Raw genomic sequence first — 17,945 nt, 5'->3', positions numbered from 1 at the left:
CCTCGTCGGTCACACTGGGCGACCCAGCTGAACGGTTAAAGGTGAGGGGCTACGGACGAGCCCGCCGCAGGCGGGCATCGGCGCCCCCCGGGGGCGCCGTGTTGTGAGGTGAGGTGTGGGCGAGGCGACGGGCCGTCAGTGGCTGGCACTATGAGTGCCTTCACCCCGAACGAAGTTCTCCGCCGGGGTTTTTCGTGCACCGGGCGTTGTGGGGTAAGTGTGCCGGGGCGCTTCCCGACGCTGGGCGCTGGGTTGGTCGATAGATGTGGGCGGCGCTTGCGCGCCGGCGTCTTCTCAGTGCACGGGCACCGGCCCGCCCCGGGGTCAGCGCTGCAGGCCGGCGACGACCAGATCGGTCAGTGATTCGGTCAGGCTGGTGAAGCGGCCGGTGCGGATGCCGCTGTGGGTGGCGGTGCCGTCGCTGGCGGGCTGCCACACGGGAGCTCCGGAGTCGCCGGGGATGCTTTCGGGCATCCCGGTCACGTTGTACTGGTAGCCCAGGAGGCGGCCGCCGAGCTGGCCGCACACGGTGTTGGTGCGGATTCCGCTGCGGCACACGGTGATTGCTGGATTGGGAACACCAATGCCGCCGACGGGCATGCCGTTGATCGTCGACACCGATCGGCTGGCACCGAAGTTGATCAGCGCGAAGTCGTCGAACAGCGGATCGGGGTCGGTCACGGCGACGGCGACGGCCCCGGTGGCCCCGCTGTCGTGGTCGGATACCGCGGAGCCGCCACCTCGAGTGCAGTGGCCGGCGGTGACCCCGTAGGTGGTGGCACCGGCGGTGTAGGTGTAGCCCAGCGTGCAGGTGGTGGACCCGGTGCCTGAGTGCACGGCGATCTCATCGCCGGCGGCGACGGTGTACGCGCCAGCATGGCTCGGCGCGGGTGCGAGCAGGCTGGTGATGGCACTAAACGCCATGGTGAGGGTGGTTAGTGTTGCTGCGCGGGTGGGCCGCATCGCGGGGCCTTTCTTCCTGGTGGGGCGCTGCGGATCATTGTCGGGGTGACCGCTGACATTCCGCGTTCGGACGCCGGTTCAGCGTTGCGGCCGCGTGCGTTGCCGTTCGGCGGCGCGGCGGGCGCGGTTGTGCAGGGTGTCGATCCAGGCGTGTGCGATGCGCGCGGATTGACCGTGGTCCTGGGCGGTGCAGGATTGGACGGCGTGGCCAGCGCGGGCAGCGATGCGCAGATCGACGCTGACCGGGGTGGAGGTGCGGCCGGGGCTGGTCACGGCTGGTCCCATCCGGGCTGGGCGGCCGTTTCGGCGCGCCGCCACAGCTCGGCGAGGTCGTCGCGGACGGTGCTGATGTGAGTGGTGAGGTCGGCGCGGTCTGCGCCGCTGTCGGCCATCTGCTGCATGCGGATTCCGTGCTCGCGCACCGCGCGGCGGTACGCCTCGTCGAGGACGTCCCGCGCGTGGTTGGCTGCTGAGGCGGCGCTGACGGTGTGGGTGTAGAGATCGGCCAGGTGTAGGGCCAGTCGGTGGTGTTGGCCGGCGGTCGGGGGGCGAGCGGGGTCCAGCGACTGGGTGGCGGCGTGCTGGCGACCGTAGGCCAATACGGTGACAGGATCGGGGTCGCGGCGGGCGTCGGTGACGCGGCGGATGATCTCGTAGACCCAGCGGTTCATGGGCCGCCAGATCGCGGTGTCGGGGATGAGGTCGCAGAAGGTGCGCGCCCGGGTGTAGGGCATCCAGAGCAGGGCTCCGAGGAGCTGATTTTCCGGCTCCCATCGTGCGGCGATGGTCTCGCCGCTCGGTTCGGCACTGAGCTCGAAGTCCTCACCAGGGGCCAGCTCGGTGTCATTGTCAGGAACGACGTGCAGTGGGGCACGGTGGGCTGCGGTCATGATGCGGTGATCCCCCAGTTCAGAAGTGCATACCACCAGGTCAGGGCGCTGGCCTGGTCTGTGGTGGTGGCGGCGGGCAGAGCGGCGTGCACGGCGGCGGCCAGCTCGGCGGGGCTCGGCTGGGTATCGGCCTGACTCAGGGCGTGGTGGCGCAGGGTCTCCAGGACATGCTGATCGGGTGCGGTGGGCAGTTCGACACCGGCCAGCTGTGCGGCTTCGCGCCAGAGTGTGCCTGCGGTGAACCAGCAGTGACCTTCGGCGCGGGCGGCGGTGAGCACTGCCAGCGGGTAGCGGGTTCCGGCGTCGGTGTCCGATCCGTGGTGCCAGGTGTCGTGGTGGTCGGTGATCCATCGCTGCGCGGCGACGGCGGCGTGGTAAGTGGCGGTCTCGCTGGCTTGGTGACCGGCCGGGGTGATGGTGGCGTGTCCGGTGTGGTGCGGCCTGGTGGCGCGGCTGTCGGGGTCGGCCAGGGCGAGCAGCTCGTAGCGGGTGGTGTCGGGCTTGGTGGGCAGCGGACGCACGTAGTAGTCGGCGCCGATGACGTAGTTGATGAGGCCGCGGTGGGCGTCCTCGCGATCGGGGTGCTCGGTGGTGGTGACCGACCGGCCCTGGTGGTCGATGGATAGCTGGTACATCGTGGGTCTCCTGTCGTGGTCAAAGGTGATCAGGCGCTCAGCGGGTGAGCTTTGCTGACAGCGGCAATACAGTCGGGCCGGAAACCGGACCAGTGCTGTCCGCCGGCCACCACGACGGGGGCCTGGAGGTAGCCCAGCCCCATGACGTAGTCGCGCGCGTCGCTGTCGACGGTGATGTCGACAGTCGCGTAATTCACGCCTGCTTTGTCCAATGCCCGGAAGGTTGCATTGCATTGCACGCAAGCGGGTTTTGTGTAGACGGTGATTGCGGTCATTTCGCACTCCTTGGGTTTAGGAATAGTTGCGGTGATCTATTCATATTCTATCGGCTATTCGGCGTGTCTGACAACATTTATTTGGGTCTCTTGTTGATAAACTACGTGGCTTATTTCCGAGTCGGATATGACCGGTATGCCACCGGAAAACCAACCTCCCTCCTTTGGGAGCCGCCTACACGGAGCGCCGTCTTTGGTGCAGTGGCCTGCCTGTTCTTCGACGCTTTCTCGCATCAATGTCATGGCCGGCGCGAGGCCCAGCGCAGCGCAAGGCCACGGACGGAAAGTTTTCCCGCGAGTCTTTTTGCGAGCGGTATTTGGGAAAAGTTTCCGGGCCTTTAGGCCGGAGCCGTGGCCTTGCGTGTAGCGGGCCGCCGGCCACAATTGATGAAACGAGAAAGGGGCGTGAATTGAGAAAACACAGCAGCGCCGCTAGGCGCTTCCGCGTGGTGAGCACTGAACGCGGGAATAGGTGCCCAGGGGTGCGTGTCATTGTGGCGTAAATGGTGTCCGCCCGGTGGGGGGTGGGCCCGGCATTGTCCGGTCCCACCCCCAGCTTCGGGCTAGTCCTCCTCGTCTGCCTGAGCCTGCTCGGTCACAGCGTCATACAGCGCGTCGGCGGTTTGCTCGCCGAGGATGACGCGCTCGATGTCGGCCAGCGGGTAGCCGTTGTCGGACAGGAAGCGCAGCAGCTCGGCGGCTCCGACGTAGTGGCCCCAGCCGCTCCCACGCCAGGCGTCCTTGCCGGTACGGGCTTCCAGTGCGCCGAGCACCAGCGCCAGGGTGATCACCTGGGCGCGTCCGTCCCCGGTGGCGGGCAGCTCGGCCACCATCGTCTTGACTGAGGCCGTGTCGCTGGCCCCGAGCAGCTCGGCGCTGATCTGGCCGCCGTGGTGTTCCTCGATGAGGCGCACGTCGCGGGTGAGGCAGCTCGCGACGAACATCGCCGCGCCCTTGGGTGCGGTCTTGCGGGCGAGGATTTTGTCGGTGATGAATTGGCGACGCACCTGCTGAGCGGCTTCGCCGAGTTTGTTGAGCGCGATGACTTTGCGTCGCTCGCGCCGCTGAGCCTCGGCCGCTGCGGCCTCGCGCGCCTCGGCGTCCTGGTCGTCGGGTTCATTGTCGTCGTGGTCGCGGTCCTCGCGGGCGAGGGCTTCCACGCGGTGAGCCAGTGATTCGCACAGGACCAGTCCGGCGGCGGCGTAGTCGGTGCACAACCAATCGGCTTCCCACACAACGACTTCGGTGACCGAGTTGGGGTCGCGCTTGCCTTCGGCAACCGTGGCGCTGAACCGGGCGTGCCAGTCGATGTCGTGGGCGTCGACCGGTTCGCCGGTCTCGGTGTCCACATAGCCTTCGACCTCGGTCAGGCAGACCGCCCAGTGTGCAGGGTCGGTGACATGCTCGTCGGTGGCGGCGCTGCCCTCGGGGGTGCGCAGGTAGCGCAGTTCCACGCAGGTCGCATCTCCGTAGGCGGGGAAGTCCTCGACCACGGTATATCCCTGCTCGGTGTAGCTGGCGGCAGCTTCCTGGTAGGCCTGTTGTGCGGCGCGGTCCTGGCGGATTTCGGCGACCCGGTGCTCGAATCGGTTGGTTCCGGCTACTTCCAGCAGCCGCCCGATCGCCTCGGGGTCGTCATCGAACTCACTGAGCACTGCGGCCTCTGACAGCGACAGTTGCCCCGCGTCGAGGGCCTCCATCGCGGCCTGCGATCCGGCGGCGGTGGCCACGGATTTGACCGTGTCGCGCCCGATGGACAGCTTCTTGGCGACCTTGGTCACGGAAACTCCGGCGTCGAGCATCTGCTGGATGCCGCGTGCCCGCTGGGCCTCGGTGAGTTCGCGGCGGCGGTCGTTTTCCACGATCTGCTCGGAGACCCGCTCGACAACCTGGGTCTTGTCGTCGGTCGCACCGGCTGGGCGTACATAGACCGGGACGCTGGACAGACCTGCCTCGCGTGCGGCCAGGGTGCGCCGCTGACCGGCGCGCACCCGCACCACACCGTCGTGTCCGCGCACCGCTGCGATGGGGTTGAGCACGCCGTGTTCTTTGATGCTGGCGACGAAATCGGCGTCGAGTGCAGCGTCGTCGCGGACGTTGGTTTCCAGTTCCAACGTGTGCGGGTCGAGGTGTTCGAGAGTGCCTGCCGCCGCGACCTGTGCGTCGGTGTCGTGGTCGGTGACGGTCGTGGTGTTCTCGCTCATGGTGATGGTGACCTTTCATACATGGGGTGAGGGGGCGGTGGCCGCCCGTTCTTTTTGCCTTCTGGCACTGAAGATTTGGGCCGGCATCAGGGCCGTGGAGTGCAAAGGTCCGGGCGCAAAATTCTTCGCGCGAGCGCAGCGAGCCTCGAAAGAAATTTGCGAGCCCTTGGGCCCGGAGCGCAGCGGAGGCCGTGGCCTTGCACGCAGCGGGCCGCCGGCCATAATCGAAAGCCAGAAGGCAAATAAACAAGCGCCGGGGCCCGCAGGGACCCGGTGTCCAGCAGCGCCGCAGGCGCTTCCGCCTGTGCGGTTCTCCGCCCGGATCGGTCCGCCGTCGCTGGGCCTCGCTGGCTGCGCGGGTGTGCCTGCATCGCAGTGCCTTTCGGCGTGCCCGGGGGTCTGGCCTGCTGCGCTGCAGGCCAGACCCCCGCGACGGGTTAAAGGGTTTGCAGCATCCGGAAGGCGGTGGTTTTCAGGGTTTGGGCCGTGCTGCCGCCGGTGACCGCGCGCAGGGCCCGCACCGAGCGCGGGTCGCCCGTCGCGCGGACCTTGCTGTAATGGTCGACGTACTCGGTGACCGCGTTGTAGGCCGCCCACCGGGTGCCGGCGATCGGGGCCACCGTGGGGCCTGGACACCCAGAGTTTGACGATGGCGTTGGCGGTGTCGCGGCGATTGCGGGCGGTGGTCTTGGATTCGGCGCCGTCGACGTCGACGAGCTCGCCAGCGAAGTGGCGCATCTGGTCGAGATCCATCGCCGCGGCGTAGAGAGCGGCTGCTTCCTGCTCGAACGCTTCGACGTAGCGCCAGCTCAACTTGAGCGCTCGCCGCGCTTCCTGCAACGCCACGGCCGCCCCGCCGGTGTGGCTGATTCCGAAACTGGCCGCCGCGCGCGCGATCGCTGCGCTCTGGGTGTTCGCGCACACGATGCGCACCGGTGTCACCAGAAAACGAAACTTGCTCGACCCGTCGTGTGAGTTCAGCGCGGCCAGGTAGAAATCGGTGCGGTCCTTAGAGCCGTCGATCCCGTCGAACACCATCGATTCGGGCAGCCTCATGGTCACGAACGTTTCGCGGCCGCCGCGCAACGCTCCGGCCGTCTCGTAGACCGCGCCGCTTTCCCCGGTGAGTGCGTCGAGGAGATCGCAGGATGCTTCGTTTTGCATCGGCTCGTACTTGTTGCCGACCACGCCGAGCACGTCGAGGTTCCCGGTGATGGGGTTGGTGCGCACTGTGGCCCACTGGTCAGGCACCGGCAGAGGCGCGGGTGTGGTGACACCGGTCTCGCCGATCACCGGCTCCTGGGGGACCACCAGCGGCATTTTGCGCACGTTCCAGTTGGCCAGGTGGGCGGCGTGCAAAGCCTCACGGGCGGTCATGGCGTGGCCGACCTGCTGGCCGAGTTGGTGCCAAGCGTCGGTGCGCGAGTCGGCGAAGCTGACTTTGCCTGCGGTCTGATCGAGTTCGTGGGCCATGGTGGGTTCCTTTCGGGAGATGAGTGGGCGGTGGCCGCCCGTTCTTTTGCCTTCTGGCACTGAAGATTTGGGCCGGTAGAGGGCCGTGGAGTGCAAAGGTCCGGGCGGGGCAGGTCCCTGGTGAGCGCAGCGAACGTTTGTGGGGGAGCTGGCCCGAGCCTGTGGGCCCGGAGCGCAGCGGAGGCCGTGGCCTTGCGCGCAGCGGGCCGCCGGCCACAATCGGAGGGCCAGAAAGGCAAATTTCCTCCGAGGTCGGCGGGCCCGGAGGGGCCGCCGAATCGACTGCAGCGCCGTCAGGCGCTTCCGTTGTGGATACGCACCGCGCCGGTAGCCTGGGTTCATGTCGTCGTGTGAGAGTGCGCTGGTCGATGTGTTGACGCGGCCGGTCCAGGGGCCGGTGTCGGCGCCGGCGCTGACTTGGGTGGTCACCGGCGCGTGGCCGCGCGCGGCGATGCCGTTTGACGTCGCGTATGCGCAGCCCCCCTGGTCGGACTCGCTGGGGCTGTAGCTGGCGTGTCTCGTGGCGGGTCTCAGAACAGTGCGACATCGCCGGCGACCTCGGCGAACCAGCGCTCGAAGTGGGGTCTGGCCTTGTCCACAACCACGGCCGGGCAGGCGACGTAGAAGCGCTCCGCCCACGGCGGCGTCTCACCTCTGCTGAGCGCGATGCTGCGCGTGATGCCGTCATTGCCGGTGTGCAGCCGCCCGGGCGTGCCCGGCAGCGCGGCCGCCATCTCGGCGCGAGATCCACGATCGAGCAGGCGAACCGATCGGGCGATGACCGGCTTGGTGTTGCCGCCGCGCGTTTTGGCCACCCGGCGCACTTCGTAGATTCCGTGCTCGGTGTCGTTGAGACGACGGTGAAAAAGGTCAAGGACACTGGTCAGGCCGGCGGCGTCGACGTCGTCGTAGAGACGCCCAGTCGGTCGCAGGGTCTGCTTGTCGTTGATGCAGACCGCAACGTGTTCGACGAACAGGGCCAGCGCCCCGGCCGCGGGATCAGTGGCGTAGCGCTGCAGCGTCGATTGCACGCCTCGTGCCGAGCTCAGCGCGAAAGGGCAAGTTATTGAGAATATGGCGCCTTCGGCAAGCAATGTGGCGAGTCCCCGTTACAGAGTCCACCTGACTCATTCAGCGGGAACACGCCACAAGCACTAATACCCGCTACCGGTCGGAGGTAGGACCAACGTGAAACTGTTCTGCGGCATTGACTGGGCAGAGGCCTATCAACACGTCGCCATCATCGACGGCGACGTCGCACCTGGTCGCCAAGAAGCGCATCACAGATGGCCCGGCGGGATTCACGGAGCTGGTCCGGTGCTCGCCGCCGCTGGCGACGATGCCCATGTCGAGAACGGCATTGCCGACTATCGGAGCTTGTCAAATATGGTGCGACTATGAGATCAGCTTGCTTCGCAAGGCGCTGGGAAACCGCGCCAGCCTCACCCGCGGGCGATTAGCAAGCTAGCGTCCACAACGCCCATACAGCAAGGAAGCTTACAAGAGTCCGCCGGAGTTAGTGGCCAACTCGCGGTAAGGGCCATCCTCGTTCAGCAGTTCCTCGTGACTGCCACGTTGAACCAGCCGACCATCCTCCATGACCACTACCTGCTCGACCCAATCTCTTGCTTCCACAACGTGTGAAATTTGTATTGTTGTTATGCCGCGGAAGCGTTTTCGATATGCTTTATTAATGCGGGCCGATGTAATCGGGTCGAGAGCACTGAATGCCTCATCGAGCACTACAATTGAGGGCGAGCGCAGAAATAGTCGGGCCCAGGAAAGACGCTGTCGCTCGCCACCCGAAAGAACAAAGCCCTGTTCACCCACTTCGGTGCTAAGACCGTCCGGAAGCCGTTCGATTAATTCGGATAGCTGGGCAGCTTCGCAAGCCTCCAAAAGAGCACTATCGTCAGCCGTGGGCGCCGCCAACTTCAGGTTGTCGCGGATAGAAGCATCGAACAAATGCGTATGTTGCGTGACGGCGCCGATTGCGGACACTACAGATACGGCGCTAACCGAATTTAACAATTGGCCATCCACGGAAACTGTGCCGTGGGTCGGCTGGACCAATCCGAGAAGTACCGACACAAGCGTCGACTTGCCGGCGCCAGATGCACCCACGACCGCGGTCGTCGTGCCGCCTTGAAAATTGTGCGTCAAGCACTTCAAAGAAGGCTCCGCAGCTCCGGTGTAGTGGACCGTTGCGTCAACAAGTTCCACACTTCCGTTCGTGATTACAAGGGATGGTGCGTCTTTATTCACTGGAATCGTCGTAAGGTCGAGAACGGCCAGAACCCTATGGAACAGAGCAAGAGAACCACTTAGCGCTTGTCCTGCCAACTGCAGGGCGGCCACGGGTCGTATCATCCGCACAATTATGGTGGCTACCGCGACCATCGTACCCAAGCTAAGAGCAGCGCCGTTCGCCGCAATGATTCCCGCTGCGACATAAACGGCAGTTGGAAGAAGAATTAATCCGCCGTCCCGTATTGCATCTTTCCATTTGCCGACCTGCGCAAGTCGGATCTCCCGAGTCGCGAGGCTATCTGATTGCTTACCAAATCGGGCGCGCTGCGATTCTTGCCGTCCGAGAGTGCGGGTGACGACCACCGCAGAGGCAGTCATTGACTCGTCGACAACACCACTTAGCTTCACCACTTCGTTCTGCCTCGCGTGTGTGAGTTTTTGACGAAGTTTGCCGTCGCCGCGGCCGAGAATCGTGAGCCCACCGACCAAGACACCGGCGACAAGAGCGAGGCGCCAGTCTAAGAAAAGTAGAGCGGTTGCCGCCGCGATCAGGGCCAACCCGTTTTGAGCCGTCGAGCTGATCATGACGGTAAGGGCCGTGCCCGTGGCGTTAACATCCTGAATCAGCCGTGTCTGCAATTCGGCATTCCGGACACGGCCGTAGAAGTCGATTGGCATTCGCTGCAAGATCTCAAACATGTCGCAGCGCAGACGATGGATAGCACGCTGCCCTGTGGCATGGGCTAAGTTTGTGGCTGCGATACCGCCTATACCGCCGACGATGGCGACGAATCCCGTCGTGGCTCCAAGGCCAAGGAGAAGTGACAGATCGTGGCGCGGAAGCGCAATGTCGAGTATTTCCCGTGTGAGAATGGGAATGACTGCGACCGGTATTGCCTGTACTAACGAGCACAGCAGGAGTAAAGCAAGTGATCGACGGAAGGGCCACGCGAAGGCGACAGCTCGACGCAAAACCCGCGACGATGATTCCTCGGCCAGGTTTAAATCGGTGATAGACGACATTATTGGCTCACGTCGCCAGTCACCGCTGCAAGTTATCGTTGAAAAACTTCAACACACGCGGCCACGCGTCACGGCGAGCTGCTGCGTCCGCGGTCGCCGTGGGATTGTCAGGTTCCCAAGTAGCTGGAACGAGTCGACCACTTCTGTGACTCGCGTTTGGATATTGCAAGAGCACGTCCCTCTTGCCCCACACGCTCAGCCGTCGACGCGCGTACAGAGCTGTCGCCATATCGCTTGACGGCCACACCGCGTCGTTCCCGGCCCCAATTAACAAAACCGGGGCATCGATGCGTTCGACGGGCAGATGGACGAGAGGGTCAGCGGCGTGGGGGCCATGATGGCAAACGTGGGGTAGGGGTTTGCCTTTCCATGTCCACGCTGCTGATCCTGGCGGCCAGCTACCAACTACGACGTTCGATGGCATTGCACAGACAACGGCTGCAATTTTCGTGTTTATAGTTAACGCAGCGAGCAGAGCTGCCTCGCTTCCGCGCGATATACCCAATAGACCTACTTGTTCGGCGTCAACTTCGGGCTGCGCCTTCAACCAGGCAATAGCTGCACCGAAGTACTCCAGAGGAATGTCCATCAAGGTCGAAGGCATCCCCCGGACGCCGAAGTAGGCCACTGCCAAACCGTTAATGCCGCTTCTTGCCAATGATGCCGCGTGCCGCCGAGCAGATGCAATTCCGCCCTCGCTGCCTCCGAGGACCAGTACAGCAGACCCTTGCAAAGCAGCACTCCGAGCGCGGTAGAAGCGGCCTGCTCTCGCAGGCGGTAACTGCCCTCGCTGCCAATACTGGTACTCCGTACTGCCAGTTCCCCTGGACTCGCACATAGACCGGTCCGTTATTCTGCGGTGTCGATGAGTTCGCTGAGTTCATCCAAGAGTCGGCGCAGCTTCCGCCTACAATCACTCGGTAGGCGAGAGCCTCCCTGTGCCAGCGCAAAAGAGCATGCGGTCAGACGCGCAATGTCGCGCTCAAACAATTCCTTCGCCGTGAGAAGGAAGAAAGCCAAACTTACGTGAACGGAGAGTTCATCTGACTCATTCACGACCTCATGCCAAATGTACTTGGGAATTATTAGCGCGTCGCCTGGCTGAAGTAGAACCGAGTAAGTCGGCTGAGCGGACGAGTCGAGGGAGGTGCCAGGTCCGCCTTCGGCATCAAAGAATGACCACCGCTTGGTTCCCGACAATTGGACAGCGATTACGAGATGATCATCCCAGTGTCGCCCAAAAGATTGCGACGAAGAAGAAGCGACGTAAAGGTTACCGACGACATCACATCGGTGATCCGTGGCAAGAGACCCGCAGAGGTCCCATAGCGCGTCGTCGTATCGATCGAATCGATTTATGACGACTGTGCAACCATAGCTGTACAGCAACGCTTCGAAGATGTTTGGTGGCATCTCACTGACAAGGCGACGGTCCCAGCCTTGGCGAATGATGAAAAGGCTATTCTCATCTGGACGACTGGGTCCGACAAGTCGCAGTTGGGGTACACGGATTTGGAAACGATTGATCACGCTCGTCAACATCTCGGGTATACCAAGAGCGCTCGCTTGGGCGAATCGACTGGCGAGTTCACCAGCCGGTAGGGCGGCGCATCCGCCGCTAACCATTAGTTCTGGTCTAGTGACTTCCAAAAAATTCATTTGCCAGTCGGCCTCGGAGTAAGCGAGAGTGACACGAGCGGCCGGCTCGCGAACAACTTACTTCCATGCGCGCCAATCCAGGCTTGGACATCGCATTCCGCCAAGACGGCGCCATCGTAGCCAAACTGCATCGCAGTGAGCCATCCGCTGAATGCGGCGCGTCCCGCCCGGGCAATCGTACTTGCGTAGTCGCTTGCAGAAATACTACGAATATCGGCTGCTAGCACTATTTGGACCGCCGGACCTGCGTCTCCTTTCCAGCTATGAGTTAAGCGCGGTGAGTCATGAGCCACTTGGTTGAGAGTGGCTGCGGCGGGTTCGTACCATCCTGGGGCCAGACCCGCGACCTGCCTGACATGTAAGAACACGTAAAGCCCCTCCGTGGCAACTGTGACCATCGTTCGAACAACGTGCAGTATTTCGTCTTGGGGCGCCGGCACACCGGGACGATGCTTCCGTATTGTTCGACGCGTGGCGAGCTCTCGTGCAGGATAGCTATCGCGCCACGCGACAACATGGTGCGGTTGGTCGCAACTCCTCGTCGATGCCTCGCGGAGAAGTTCGCTGATCAAAGCCGGCCCGTCCTCAGGATCGATTCCAATCATGACTCTTGTGCTCGCTTTTCGAACCACAGTATTGAGGTGACGGCCTCGTACTCCGATGTTAGGTCCAGCACGTTACGCAGGTCGGGATCGGCCACGATGCCTTCTTTTAGCTCTACCTGGAGGCCGTATCGGCCTGCCGCCGCAATGCAGTGGGCTGCAACGCATCCTGAGTCGAGAAGCGCAAGCTTCAACGCAAACGTGCCATATTTCCAGTTGATGCGGTGCAAGTCGGCAACGAGCACGATGCCAGCCTGCTCCCGCAGGGCAAACGCGGCGGGGCGAACAATGGTCCTCTCGTAGTACGAGCCCGGCTCTTGCGGCCAGAATCCCGCCACCGCAGCATCTGATTCGTTACCTGGCAGCACATAAAACGCATCCACAGAACGGAGGTCTCCACCTGATGGTGTGAGGCGTCGCGAAGGGTCTTCCACGCTGACACCTGTCGCGCTTCTAGCTATATCTCGTATGGCGGCTTCAAGGGATGCGCCGTATGTCTCAGCGTCAGAGCCGTCACTTCTTCGTCGCCAACCTATTGCAGAACGCGAGTGGGGTGCCCTACGACTTAATCTTCGTGTCGTCTGACATAGGGCGTTGAATTCATAAGACCGCACAGCGTCGCTGAGGTTTGGTGAGCTTGCATCGGCCCGAGCACGGCATTGAGCGCATGCGGCGTTAGCTACCAGCGGCCGGACTTGGGTCGTCAGGTCGCTACCGATTGTCGTGATTGTGTACTTCATCTGGTCGGGGAGAGCTCCGCACGTCAGGAGCACAATGCGCTGTATCGCGATTGCGATGGCCAATTTCCATAGAGTGATGGCCGCTGGTGTGCGCGCGTCCACAGCAAGCTGCGGCATGTGCTGTGCCACGCAGTTTGCACAAGGACCGAGGGGCGATCCATCCAGTAGAGGACCAACAATTGCCACGTCCGCGGTCGCGCAGACTGTCATCGCACTGTTGTTGGCAGCCACCTCAGGGGGATAGCGGTCATTCAGAACTAGTACCGCAAGCGGGTTTTGATCCGTGGCTACCACAGATATGCCGGAACGTTCCAGACACGGCGCGGCCAAGGCCCGCAGCCCTTCGTCGTAAGCCTCGACAGCGCAAGTTCGATTTTTAGCTCGGTCGGCAGGATCACGCAACTGCCAATAGCCGTCATACGAAGGATCTCGGTCGTGAGTTCTCTTTGCAACCAGAGCCCCTGATTGCCAAAGAAGCTGCGCGGCATCGCCCGCTTCGGCTCGCGTGAGACCGTTAGCATCGGCTAATTCTTCAACCGTGCTCACGGAGCGATCACTGATGGCTTGATAAGAGCTAATTAGCATATCTAATGTCGACGCGTCGCCCGAGACTATAGGAGTATCCGGCGGACCGAGGAAAGCGACAGAGTGCTCGCTCATGCGATAGATGGTTGTAGAAACTGCCGTTACGAACTCGCGTGGGACTGCTTCAAAGGTAGTTGGATCTAGTCCCATGGAGTCCCCTCAAAAGCGGTGCGATCTCGCCTCGGCGACCCGCAGCGTCTGCACCCGTCTATACCCTCAAACCGTGAACAAGTGACACCGTCAGGACCGCCGAGGTACCAAGCCTCTCCCCCGCTCAATTTCAGGTCAGCCATGAATTTGATTGACGCCGAGGCGGCAAGAACGTGGCTAAAGAGATACGGCGTCAATGGAGGCGACTTGTCGGTTGGCCATGTTCGAACAACTTTGAGGTATCGACCTATCCCATTATCGCGGTGCCGTTTCTGTTCGATTGCCAGGAAGCACTGATAGCAACAGCTACTGACCCCACCAGCGATCACAGGGCCCAGCCGTATGTGGCTTGGCGTCAGAACAATTGGGACTAGGGTGGCGTCGGCGCGAATAGCTAGATCGCTGAGCCTAGAGAGCAATGATGTCGATTCCCACGCGATCGGAGCGATGACGAGTTCCCGGGATCTGAACTGCCTTGGCTCAACCACGCAGTCTACTGCATCCCCATGCTCGGAAAATTGTTTAAAAACTTCTTGACCAAAGTCGTCATCAATTACCCATGACCTGGCCCGTTGGAAGGTGCTCACGGTGACAGCATTCAGCGACTTACGGGTTCGTCGTCCATCACGCAAAGGGTTGCGGCCATGGATTCAGATCGTCCTCTCGTAGGCTCTTGCCAAATCGTGCGAGCGGATACGCATACAAGCGTGGTACACCGCGGTAACGTGCACTCGGCAGGTGGGAAAATGGCAGGAGCCCACAGGCCAAGACTTTTACCACTGTCAATCCATAGCGACGCGCTGAACGTGAGGTCAGATCAACCGCCATGAGTTGAATTCCAAGGCTTTTCAGCTGCGCGACTAACAACGAGAGCTGCTCAGCGGACGTGACCTTCTTGACTCGTGACGAGACAGTGGAGGTCGGTGATTCGGTCATTAGGAATCTAAATGCATCTCGTCGGCTACGCATTCCCATGTAGATAGCCCCATCTGTCAACTGCGTTATTTTCTCAACGCTTGCGACGTGGCGAGTTTGAGCAGCACGGGCAATTGCAAGACGCGAAGAACTCGATTCGCGTAGAACCTTCTCGGCCGCGGCGCCTACGTCGAGAGCGGCTGCACAGTGCACGTGCTGGGCTACATCATCATTGTTTTCATCGAGTTGTAGGCAGTAGACGACAGCAACCTCATCGATATCGGTAGTGGCATCAAACAATAGTGTTGAGATACCACGTTGCCGGTCCGCTTCCAGGAATGCTCTTGCGTTAGGCGTGAGGCACTCAGGGGCCAATTGAGGTAGCGGGAGGCGCGCCTCCCAAGTTAGAGCGATTGCGTCGCGTTCGATTGTCTCAACAACTGCAGCCAGTAGTGCCTCAGTAGCATTGACATGAGTCGCTAGTCCTGTGGAGATTGGAGTCATCAGCCGGTCGTGCGAGCTAACCTCGGTGCCGTGAAGTAACACGAGCGACAAAGGAATCCACTGCCGTTCGCCCGTCATCAAGTTTCGCGCACGAATCCATTCCATGTCGCGATCTGGATCTGGCGGTCTCAGAGGACACGAGGGCAGCGCGTACTCGCGGTCAGAACAGCGAGGCAAGCGCTCAAGATCAACCGCCGAGGACCCGAGACGCGACTTACGATCGATGACTGTGTCGAGGTCGCCGTAAAGGAACCCAACTTGGCGCTCGATGAGTTCGGCCACGGCGCGAGTACGCGCCATGACCGAATCGCCAAAATCAGTGCCGGCTCCGACAAGCTCACGCTCTGCGCAGATTAGTTTGCCCAGCTCGTCCCACTGCAACACTGCTGCTGATTCAGCCATCGCAAGGTGCAGTCCAGCAGAAACGGAGTACGGAGCGAACGAGTCCACGCTATCAATCGCTGATACCGTCGGCTCTTTAACCACTGAGGTTTTTCTCAGAAGTTGCTAAAGAGAACGTCCTCGCCCCGCTCAAAAAAGTTGGTGGTGACGGATTTGCTCCCGCTGGAGCATTCGCAGCCGAGGCACGATTCGCAGGTTGCCTCGCAACTAGTGCCGCCACAGTCAACGCTAGCGGTTTCGCACGTTGTCATCCGGCCGCCGGTGGGCGACACGAGACTCGATCCATGCTCGATATTAAGGAGACCGAAACGTGTTGTCATACTTACCCCCTGAAGAAATTCCCCGGAAACTTGGCAAACTACGCCGCAGAAATACCGTTTATCGCCGCTCGCAAACGTAGGTTTCTGCAGCGTGGACTTGAGACTATCACATCGACGTTGGCCGTGCCTTTGTAAGGTCAAGTCCATGGACGTGGTGTACCACGTTGTCGTGTGATTCTTCGAGGTGATGTTCTCAGGCGCACAGTGCCGCGGGGGTGGCCTTCCGTCCGATCGGGGTGTCGTTAATGGTGCGTTATCTGCTGAGGACATCAAGGCCGAGGTAACGCCGAGGCTCAGCCCATTCGTCGTGTTGTTCGGCCAATGTGGCACCGACGAGACGGATTAGGGTGTCGCGATCGGGGGAAGATATCGCGACGACATCGGTGCGCCGACGGATGTCCTTGTTGATCCGCTCCTGCGGGTTGTTCGACCAGATAGGGCCAGATCTACATGGGGAACGCGGTGAACGCCAGCAGATCCGACCGGGCGGCTTCTAAGGTGGGTCGGCCACCTTGGGCAGCTTGTCGGCCAGGGCTCGATGATCCGGTCATATTGCGCTGCAACGGATTCGGTATCGGGTTGATCGAACACTGAGTGCAGCAGGGTGCGCACCCATGGCCAGGACGACTTGGGGGTGATGGCCAGCAGATTCTCGTGAAATGCGTTCTGCAACGCTGCTACGTCGCGCTGGGCGGGGTGGGCGCCGATCGCGGCCGCCAGGCCGGTGTGGGCGTCACTGGTGATGAGTTTGACCCCGAGGCCGCGGGCGGTCAGCGCCCGCCAGAACGTCAGCCAGCCGGCACCGTCCTCGGCGGTGGTCACGTCGAAACCCAGGATCTCCCGGTAGCCCTCGACGTTGACCCCGACCTCGATCAGGGCGAGCACGTTGACCACCCGGCCGCCCCTCGCAGACCTCGAGCACCAGGGCGTCGACGGCGACAGCGTCTCTTATCGATTCGGCGGCCACTCGACCGACTCGCGCATAAGCCCTCCCTAGCGGTCGCCGCTCTGAATTAATCGGTGGCGCAGTGATTGCCCGTTGAGGCAACCATCGACTCCGGCAGGGGCAGTTGAACTCGATCGTGAAAGCTCATTAATGCACTGTCTCGCTACGGGTTACATGGACTTATGGGCCGCGGCGTCGGTGCACGCGGGGACAACGAAGCCATGGAGTCGTTCCTCGCCCTCTTGCGATGCAACGTGCTCGACCGAAAGCGATAGTCGACTCGCGCCGAAATGCGCCGAACCGCTCCACGCGCCAGCCGCAACCTAGGATTCACACCACGCGAGTCAACTGAAATCGGGGAAGTCCCGTCCCTGCGTAACAGACCGGCCCAAACTGGACGGCCAGCGTCTCCAACAGATCGGCGGATAATCAACGCGCGTTGTTCGTGCTGGGCGAGCCGACCGCTCCGCGGCGTAGCCGAATTTTTGCCATCGAACCATCCGGTTAGGCTTTGGCTCATGAGCAGTCTACAAGACCAAATCGAGGAAATATGGGCCGGTGAGAGCAAGCTTTCGAGCGACGCTGCCCACGAAGCCGTTCGACAAGCCATTGATCTGCTTGATCAGGGCAGGGCACGAGTAGCCGAGGTAGACCCTACCGGTGAGGTAATCGTTCACGAGTGGCTGAAAAAAGCCATTCTTCTGCTGTTCCAGCAGTCGCAAATGACCACGACCGAAATTGGTCCCTTCATTTTCGTCGATAAAATTCCCCTCAAGGACGACTTCGCCGAGCGCAAAGTCCGTGTCGTGCCGGGCGCATCTGCGCGGTGGGGCAGCTACCAAGGACCTGGCGTAGTCATGATGCCGAGCTATGTCAACATCGGCGCCTATGTCGGCGAGAACACCATGGTGGACACTTGGGCGACCGTCGGCTCGTGTGCCCAAATTGGTCGCAATGTTCATCTCTCAGGCGGTGTCGGTATCGGGGGCGTGTTGGAGCCGCCGATGGCTCGTCCGGTCATTATCGGCGATGATGCCCTTATTGGGAGCAGAGCGATGATTACAAACGGTGCGCGGATCGGAGCGGGCGCAGTTGTCGGATCCGGAGTAATTCTGAATGACTCCATACCTGTTATTGACGCCGTTTCAGGCAACGAGATTAGTCGCGGAATCATTCCGCCGTGGTCGGTCACGGTCTTCGCCACGAGACCACGGAATTTCGGCGGTGGTGAATTTGGGCTGCCTTGCGCTCTCGTGATTAAGCACTTGAATGAGGGAGAACGACACGATAAAGCAGCGCTGAACGATGTGCTCCGCGCACATGCCATCGCCATATGATTGGAACAACACGGGGCAGGAACCTAATTTGGCTCTTCGCAGTTGAGGGTGTAGGGGTGGTCGGCGCGTCGT

General features: G+C 61.8%; 18 protein-coding genes and 1 pseudogene. 4 read left to right on the top strand and 15 right to left on the bottom strand.

Annotated elements, in window-relative coordinates; genetic code table 11:
• Positions 1 to 324: 324 nt before the first annotated feature.
• The 7 genes from ACAG24_RS25005 to ACAG24_RS29565 form a co-directional block, all read right to left on the bottom strand.
• Positions 325 to 924 carry a chymotrypsin family serine protease gene (locus ACAG24_RS25005; RefSeq protein ID WP_370475528.1) on the bottom strand — a complete coding sequence of 200 codons (600 nt, stop codon included), beginning with the start codon at positions 922 to 924 and terminating at the stop codon, positions 325 to 327.
• Between the two features lie 117 nt (positions 925 to 1,041).
• Positions 1,042 to 1,236 carry an amidohydrolase gene (locus ACAG24_RS25000; RefSeq protein WP_370475529.1) on the bottom strand — a complete coding sequence of 65 codons (195 nt, stop codon included), beginning with the start codon at positions 1,234 to 1,236 and terminating at the stop codon, positions 1,042 to 1,044.
• On the bottom strand, positions 1,233 to 1,853 hold the full coding sequence (locus ACAG24_RS24995; protein WP_370475530.1) for a hypothetical protein: 621 nt from the start codon (positions 1,851 to 1,853) through the stop codon (positions 1,233 to 1,235). Before ACAG24_RS24995 ends, ACAG24_RS25000 begins: the two co-directional genes overlap by 4 nt.
• Complete coding sequence (locus ACAG24_RS24990; RefSeq protein ID WP_370475531.1) at positions 1,850 to 2,488, bottom strand: hypothetical protein; 639 nt, start codon at positions 2,486 to 2,488, stop codon at positions 1,850 to 1,852. The genes ACAG24_RS24995 and ACAG24_RS24990 overlap by 4 nt, the downstream gene beginning before the upstream one ends.
• Before the next feature lie 29 nt (positions 2,489 to 2,517).
• Entirely contained in the window at positions 2,518 to 2,763 is a 246-nt protein-coding gene (nrdH, locus tag ACAG24_RS24985; protein ID WP_370475532.1) for a glutaredoxin-like protein NrdH, read from the bottom strand.
• Positions 2,764 to 3,326: 563 nt separating this feature from the next.
• Positions 3,327 to 4,967, bottom strand: a complete 1,641-nt coding sequence (locus tag ACAG24_RS24980) for a ParB/RepB/Spo0J family partition protein (RefSeq protein WP_370475533.1) — start codon at positions 4,965 to 4,967, stop codon at positions 3,327 to 3,329.
• A gap of 15 nt (positions 4,968 to 4,982) precedes the next feature.
• Positions 4,983 to 6,440: a DUF932 domain-containing protein gene (locus ACAG24_RS29565; protein WP_445206228.1), complete on the bottom strand. Its 1,458-nt coding sequence runs from the start codon at positions 6,438 to 6,440 to the stop codon at positions 4,983 to 4,985.
• 340 nt (positions 6,441 to 6,780) lie between these two features.
• Between ACAG24_RS29565 and ACAG24_RS24965 the strand changes: the two genes are divergently transcribed.
• Positions 6,781 to 6,948 (top strand): hypothetical protein, encoded by a 168-nt coding sequence (locus ACAG24_RS24965; protein WP_370475535.1) that lies wholly within the window; start codon positions 6,781 to 6,783, stop codon positions 6,946 to 6,948.
• Positions 6,949 to 6,970: 22 nt separating this feature from the next.
• Here ACAG24_RS24965 and ACAG24_RS24960 read toward each other — a convergent pair whose 3' ends face one another.
• Positions 6,971 to 7,534 carry a hypothetical protein gene (locus ACAG24_RS24960; RefSeq protein ID WP_374150801.1) on the bottom strand — a complete coding sequence of 188 codons (564 nt, stop codon included), beginning with the start codon at positions 7,532 to 7,534 and terminating at the stop codon, positions 6,971 to 6,973.
• Between the two features lie 94 nt (positions 7,535 to 7,628).
• Here ACAG24_RS24960 and ACAG24_RS24955 point away from each other — a divergent pair, with 94 nt between their 5' ends.
• Complete coding sequence (locus tag ACAG24_RS24955) at positions 7,629 to 7,841, top strand: hypothetical protein (protein ID WP_370475537.1); 213 nt, start codon at positions 7,629 to 7,631, stop codon at positions 7,839 to 7,841.
• Positions 7,842 to 7,937: 96 nt separating this feature from the next.
• On the opposite strand, the gene ACAG24_RS24950 is transcribed toward ACAG24_RS24955, so the two are convergent.
• From ACAG24_RS24950 to ACAG24_RS24920, 7 genes are all read right to left on the bottom strand, one after another.
• Complete coding sequence (locus ACAG24_RS24950) at positions 7,938 to 9,713, bottom strand: ABC transporter ATP-binding protein (protein WP_370475538.1); 1,776 nt, start codon at positions 9,711 to 9,713, stop codon at positions 7,938 to 7,940.
• A gap of 19 nt (positions 9,714 to 9,732) precedes the next feature.
• Positions 9,733 to 10,302: an acyl-CoA thioester hydrolase/BAAT C-terminal domain-containing protein gene (locus ACAG24_RS24945; RefSeq protein ID WP_374150804.1), complete on the bottom strand. Its 570-nt coding sequence runs from the start codon at positions 10,300 to 10,302 to the stop codon at positions 9,733 to 9,735.
• Between the two features lie 260 nt (positions 10,303 to 10,562).
• On the bottom strand, positions 10,563 to 11,126 hold the full coding sequence (locus ACAG24_RS24940) for a JmjC domain-containing protein (RefSeq protein WP_374150803.1): 564 nt from the start codon (positions 11,124 to 11,126) through the stop codon (positions 10,563 to 10,565).
• An 847-nt stretch (positions 11,127 to 11,973) separates the two neighbouring features.
• Positions 11,974 to 12,408 (bottom strand): nitroreductase family protein, encoded by a 435-nt coding sequence (locus ACAG24_RS24935; protein ID WP_370475542.1) that lies wholly within the window; start codon positions 12,406 to 12,408, stop codon positions 11,974 to 11,976.
• Between the two features lie 1,665 nt (positions 12,409 to 14,073).
• On the bottom strand, positions 14,074 to 15,318 hold the full coding sequence (locus ACAG24_RS24930; protein WP_370475543.1) for a SagD/YcaO family ATP-dependent cyclodehydratase: 1,245 nt from the start codon (positions 15,316 to 15,318) through the stop codon (positions 14,074 to 14,076).
• 525 nt (positions 15,319 to 15,843) lie between these two features.
• Positions 15,844 to 15,987 (bottom strand): hypothetical protein, encoded by a 144-nt coding sequence (locus ACAG24_RS24925; RefSeq protein ID WP_374150802.1) that lies wholly within the window; start codon positions 15,985 to 15,987, stop codon positions 15,844 to 15,846.
• Positions 15,933 to 16,484 (bottom strand): transposase, encoded by a 552-nt coding sequence (locus tag ACAG24_RS24920; RefSeq protein ID WP_370475545.1) that lies wholly within the window; start codon positions 16,482 to 16,484, stop codon positions 15,933 to 15,935. Before ACAG24_RS24920 ends, ACAG24_RS24925 begins: the two co-directional genes overlap by 55 nt.
• Before the next feature lie 192 nt (positions 16,485 to 16,676).
• Between ACAG24_RS24920 and ACAG24_RS24915 the strand changes: the two are divergent.
• Positions 16,677 to 16,808 (top strand): annotated as a pseudogene (locus ACAG24_RS24915) (IS3 family transposase); the annotation flags it as partial.
• A 246-nt stretch (positions 16,809 to 17,054) separates the two neighbouring features.
• Positions 17,055 to 17,873: a 2,3,4,5-tetrahydropyridine-2,6-dicarboxylate N-succinyltransferase gene (locus ACAG24_RS24910; RefSeq protein WP_370475546.1), complete on the top strand. Its 819-nt coding sequence runs from the start codon at positions 17,055 to 17,057 to the stop codon at positions 17,871 to 17,873.
• Positions 17,874 to 17,945: the final 72 nt, after the last annotated feature.

Source organism: Mycobacterium bulgaricum, assembly GCF_041287165.2.
GTDB classification, from domain to species: Bacteria; Actinomycetota; Actinomycetes; order Mycobacteriales; family Mycobacteriaceae; genus Mycobacterium; species Mycobacterium bulgaricum.
Note: the sequence above shows the minus strand (reverse complement) of the source record. Positions and strands in the feature narration are given on the sequence as shown.

What these genes read in the sequence shown, in the direction of transcription:
- ACAG24_RS25005 (WP_370475528.1), bottom strand. Translation starts at nt 924, where the DNA reads ATGGCGTTTAGTGCCATCACCAGCCTGCTCGCACCCGCGCCGAGCCAT.
- ACAG24_RS24995 (WP_370475530.1), bottom strand. Translation starts at nt 1,853, where the DNA reads ATGACCGCAGCCCACCGTGCCCCACTGCACGTCGTTCCTGACAATGAC.
- ACAG24_RS24990 (WP_370475531.1), bottom strand. Translation starts at nt 2,488, where the DNA reads ATGTACCAGCTATCCATCGACCACCAGGGCCGGTCGGTCACCACCACC.
- nrdH (WP_370475532.1), bottom strand. Translation starts at nt 2,763, where the DNA reads ATGACCGCAATCACCGTCTACACAAAACCCGCTTGCGTGCAATGCAAT.
- ACAG24_RS24980 (WP_370475533.1), bottom strand. Translation starts at nt 4,967, where the DNA reads ATGAGCGAGAACACCACGACCGTCACCGACCACGACACCGACGCACAG.
- ACAG24_RS29565 (WP_445206228.1), bottom strand. Translation starts at nt 6,440, where the DNA reads ATGGCCCACGAACTCGATCAGACCGCAGGCAAAGTCAGCTTCGCCGAC.
- ACAG24_RS24965 (WP_370475535.1), top strand. Translation starts at nt 6,781, where the DNA reads ATGTCGTCGTGTGAGAGTGCGCTGGTCGATGTGTTGACGCGGCCGGTC.
- ACAG24_RS24950 (WP_370475538.1), bottom strand. Translation starts at nt 9,713, where the DNA reads ATGTCGTCTATCACCGATTTAAACCTGGCCGAGGAATCATCGTCGCGG.
- ACAG24_RS24945 (WP_374150804.1), bottom strand. Translation starts at nt 10,302, where the DNA reads ATGGACATTCCTCTGGAGTACTTCGGTGCAGCTATTGCCTGGTTGAAG.
- ACAG24_RS24940 (WP_374150803.1), bottom strand. Translation starts at nt 11,126, where the DNA reads ATGCCACCAAACATCTTCGAAGCGTTGCTGTACAGCTATGGTTGCACA.
- ACAG24_RS24910 (WP_370475546.1), top strand. Translation starts at nt 17,055, where the DNA reads ATGAGCAGTCTACAAGACCAAATCGAGGAAATATGGGCCGGTGAGAGC.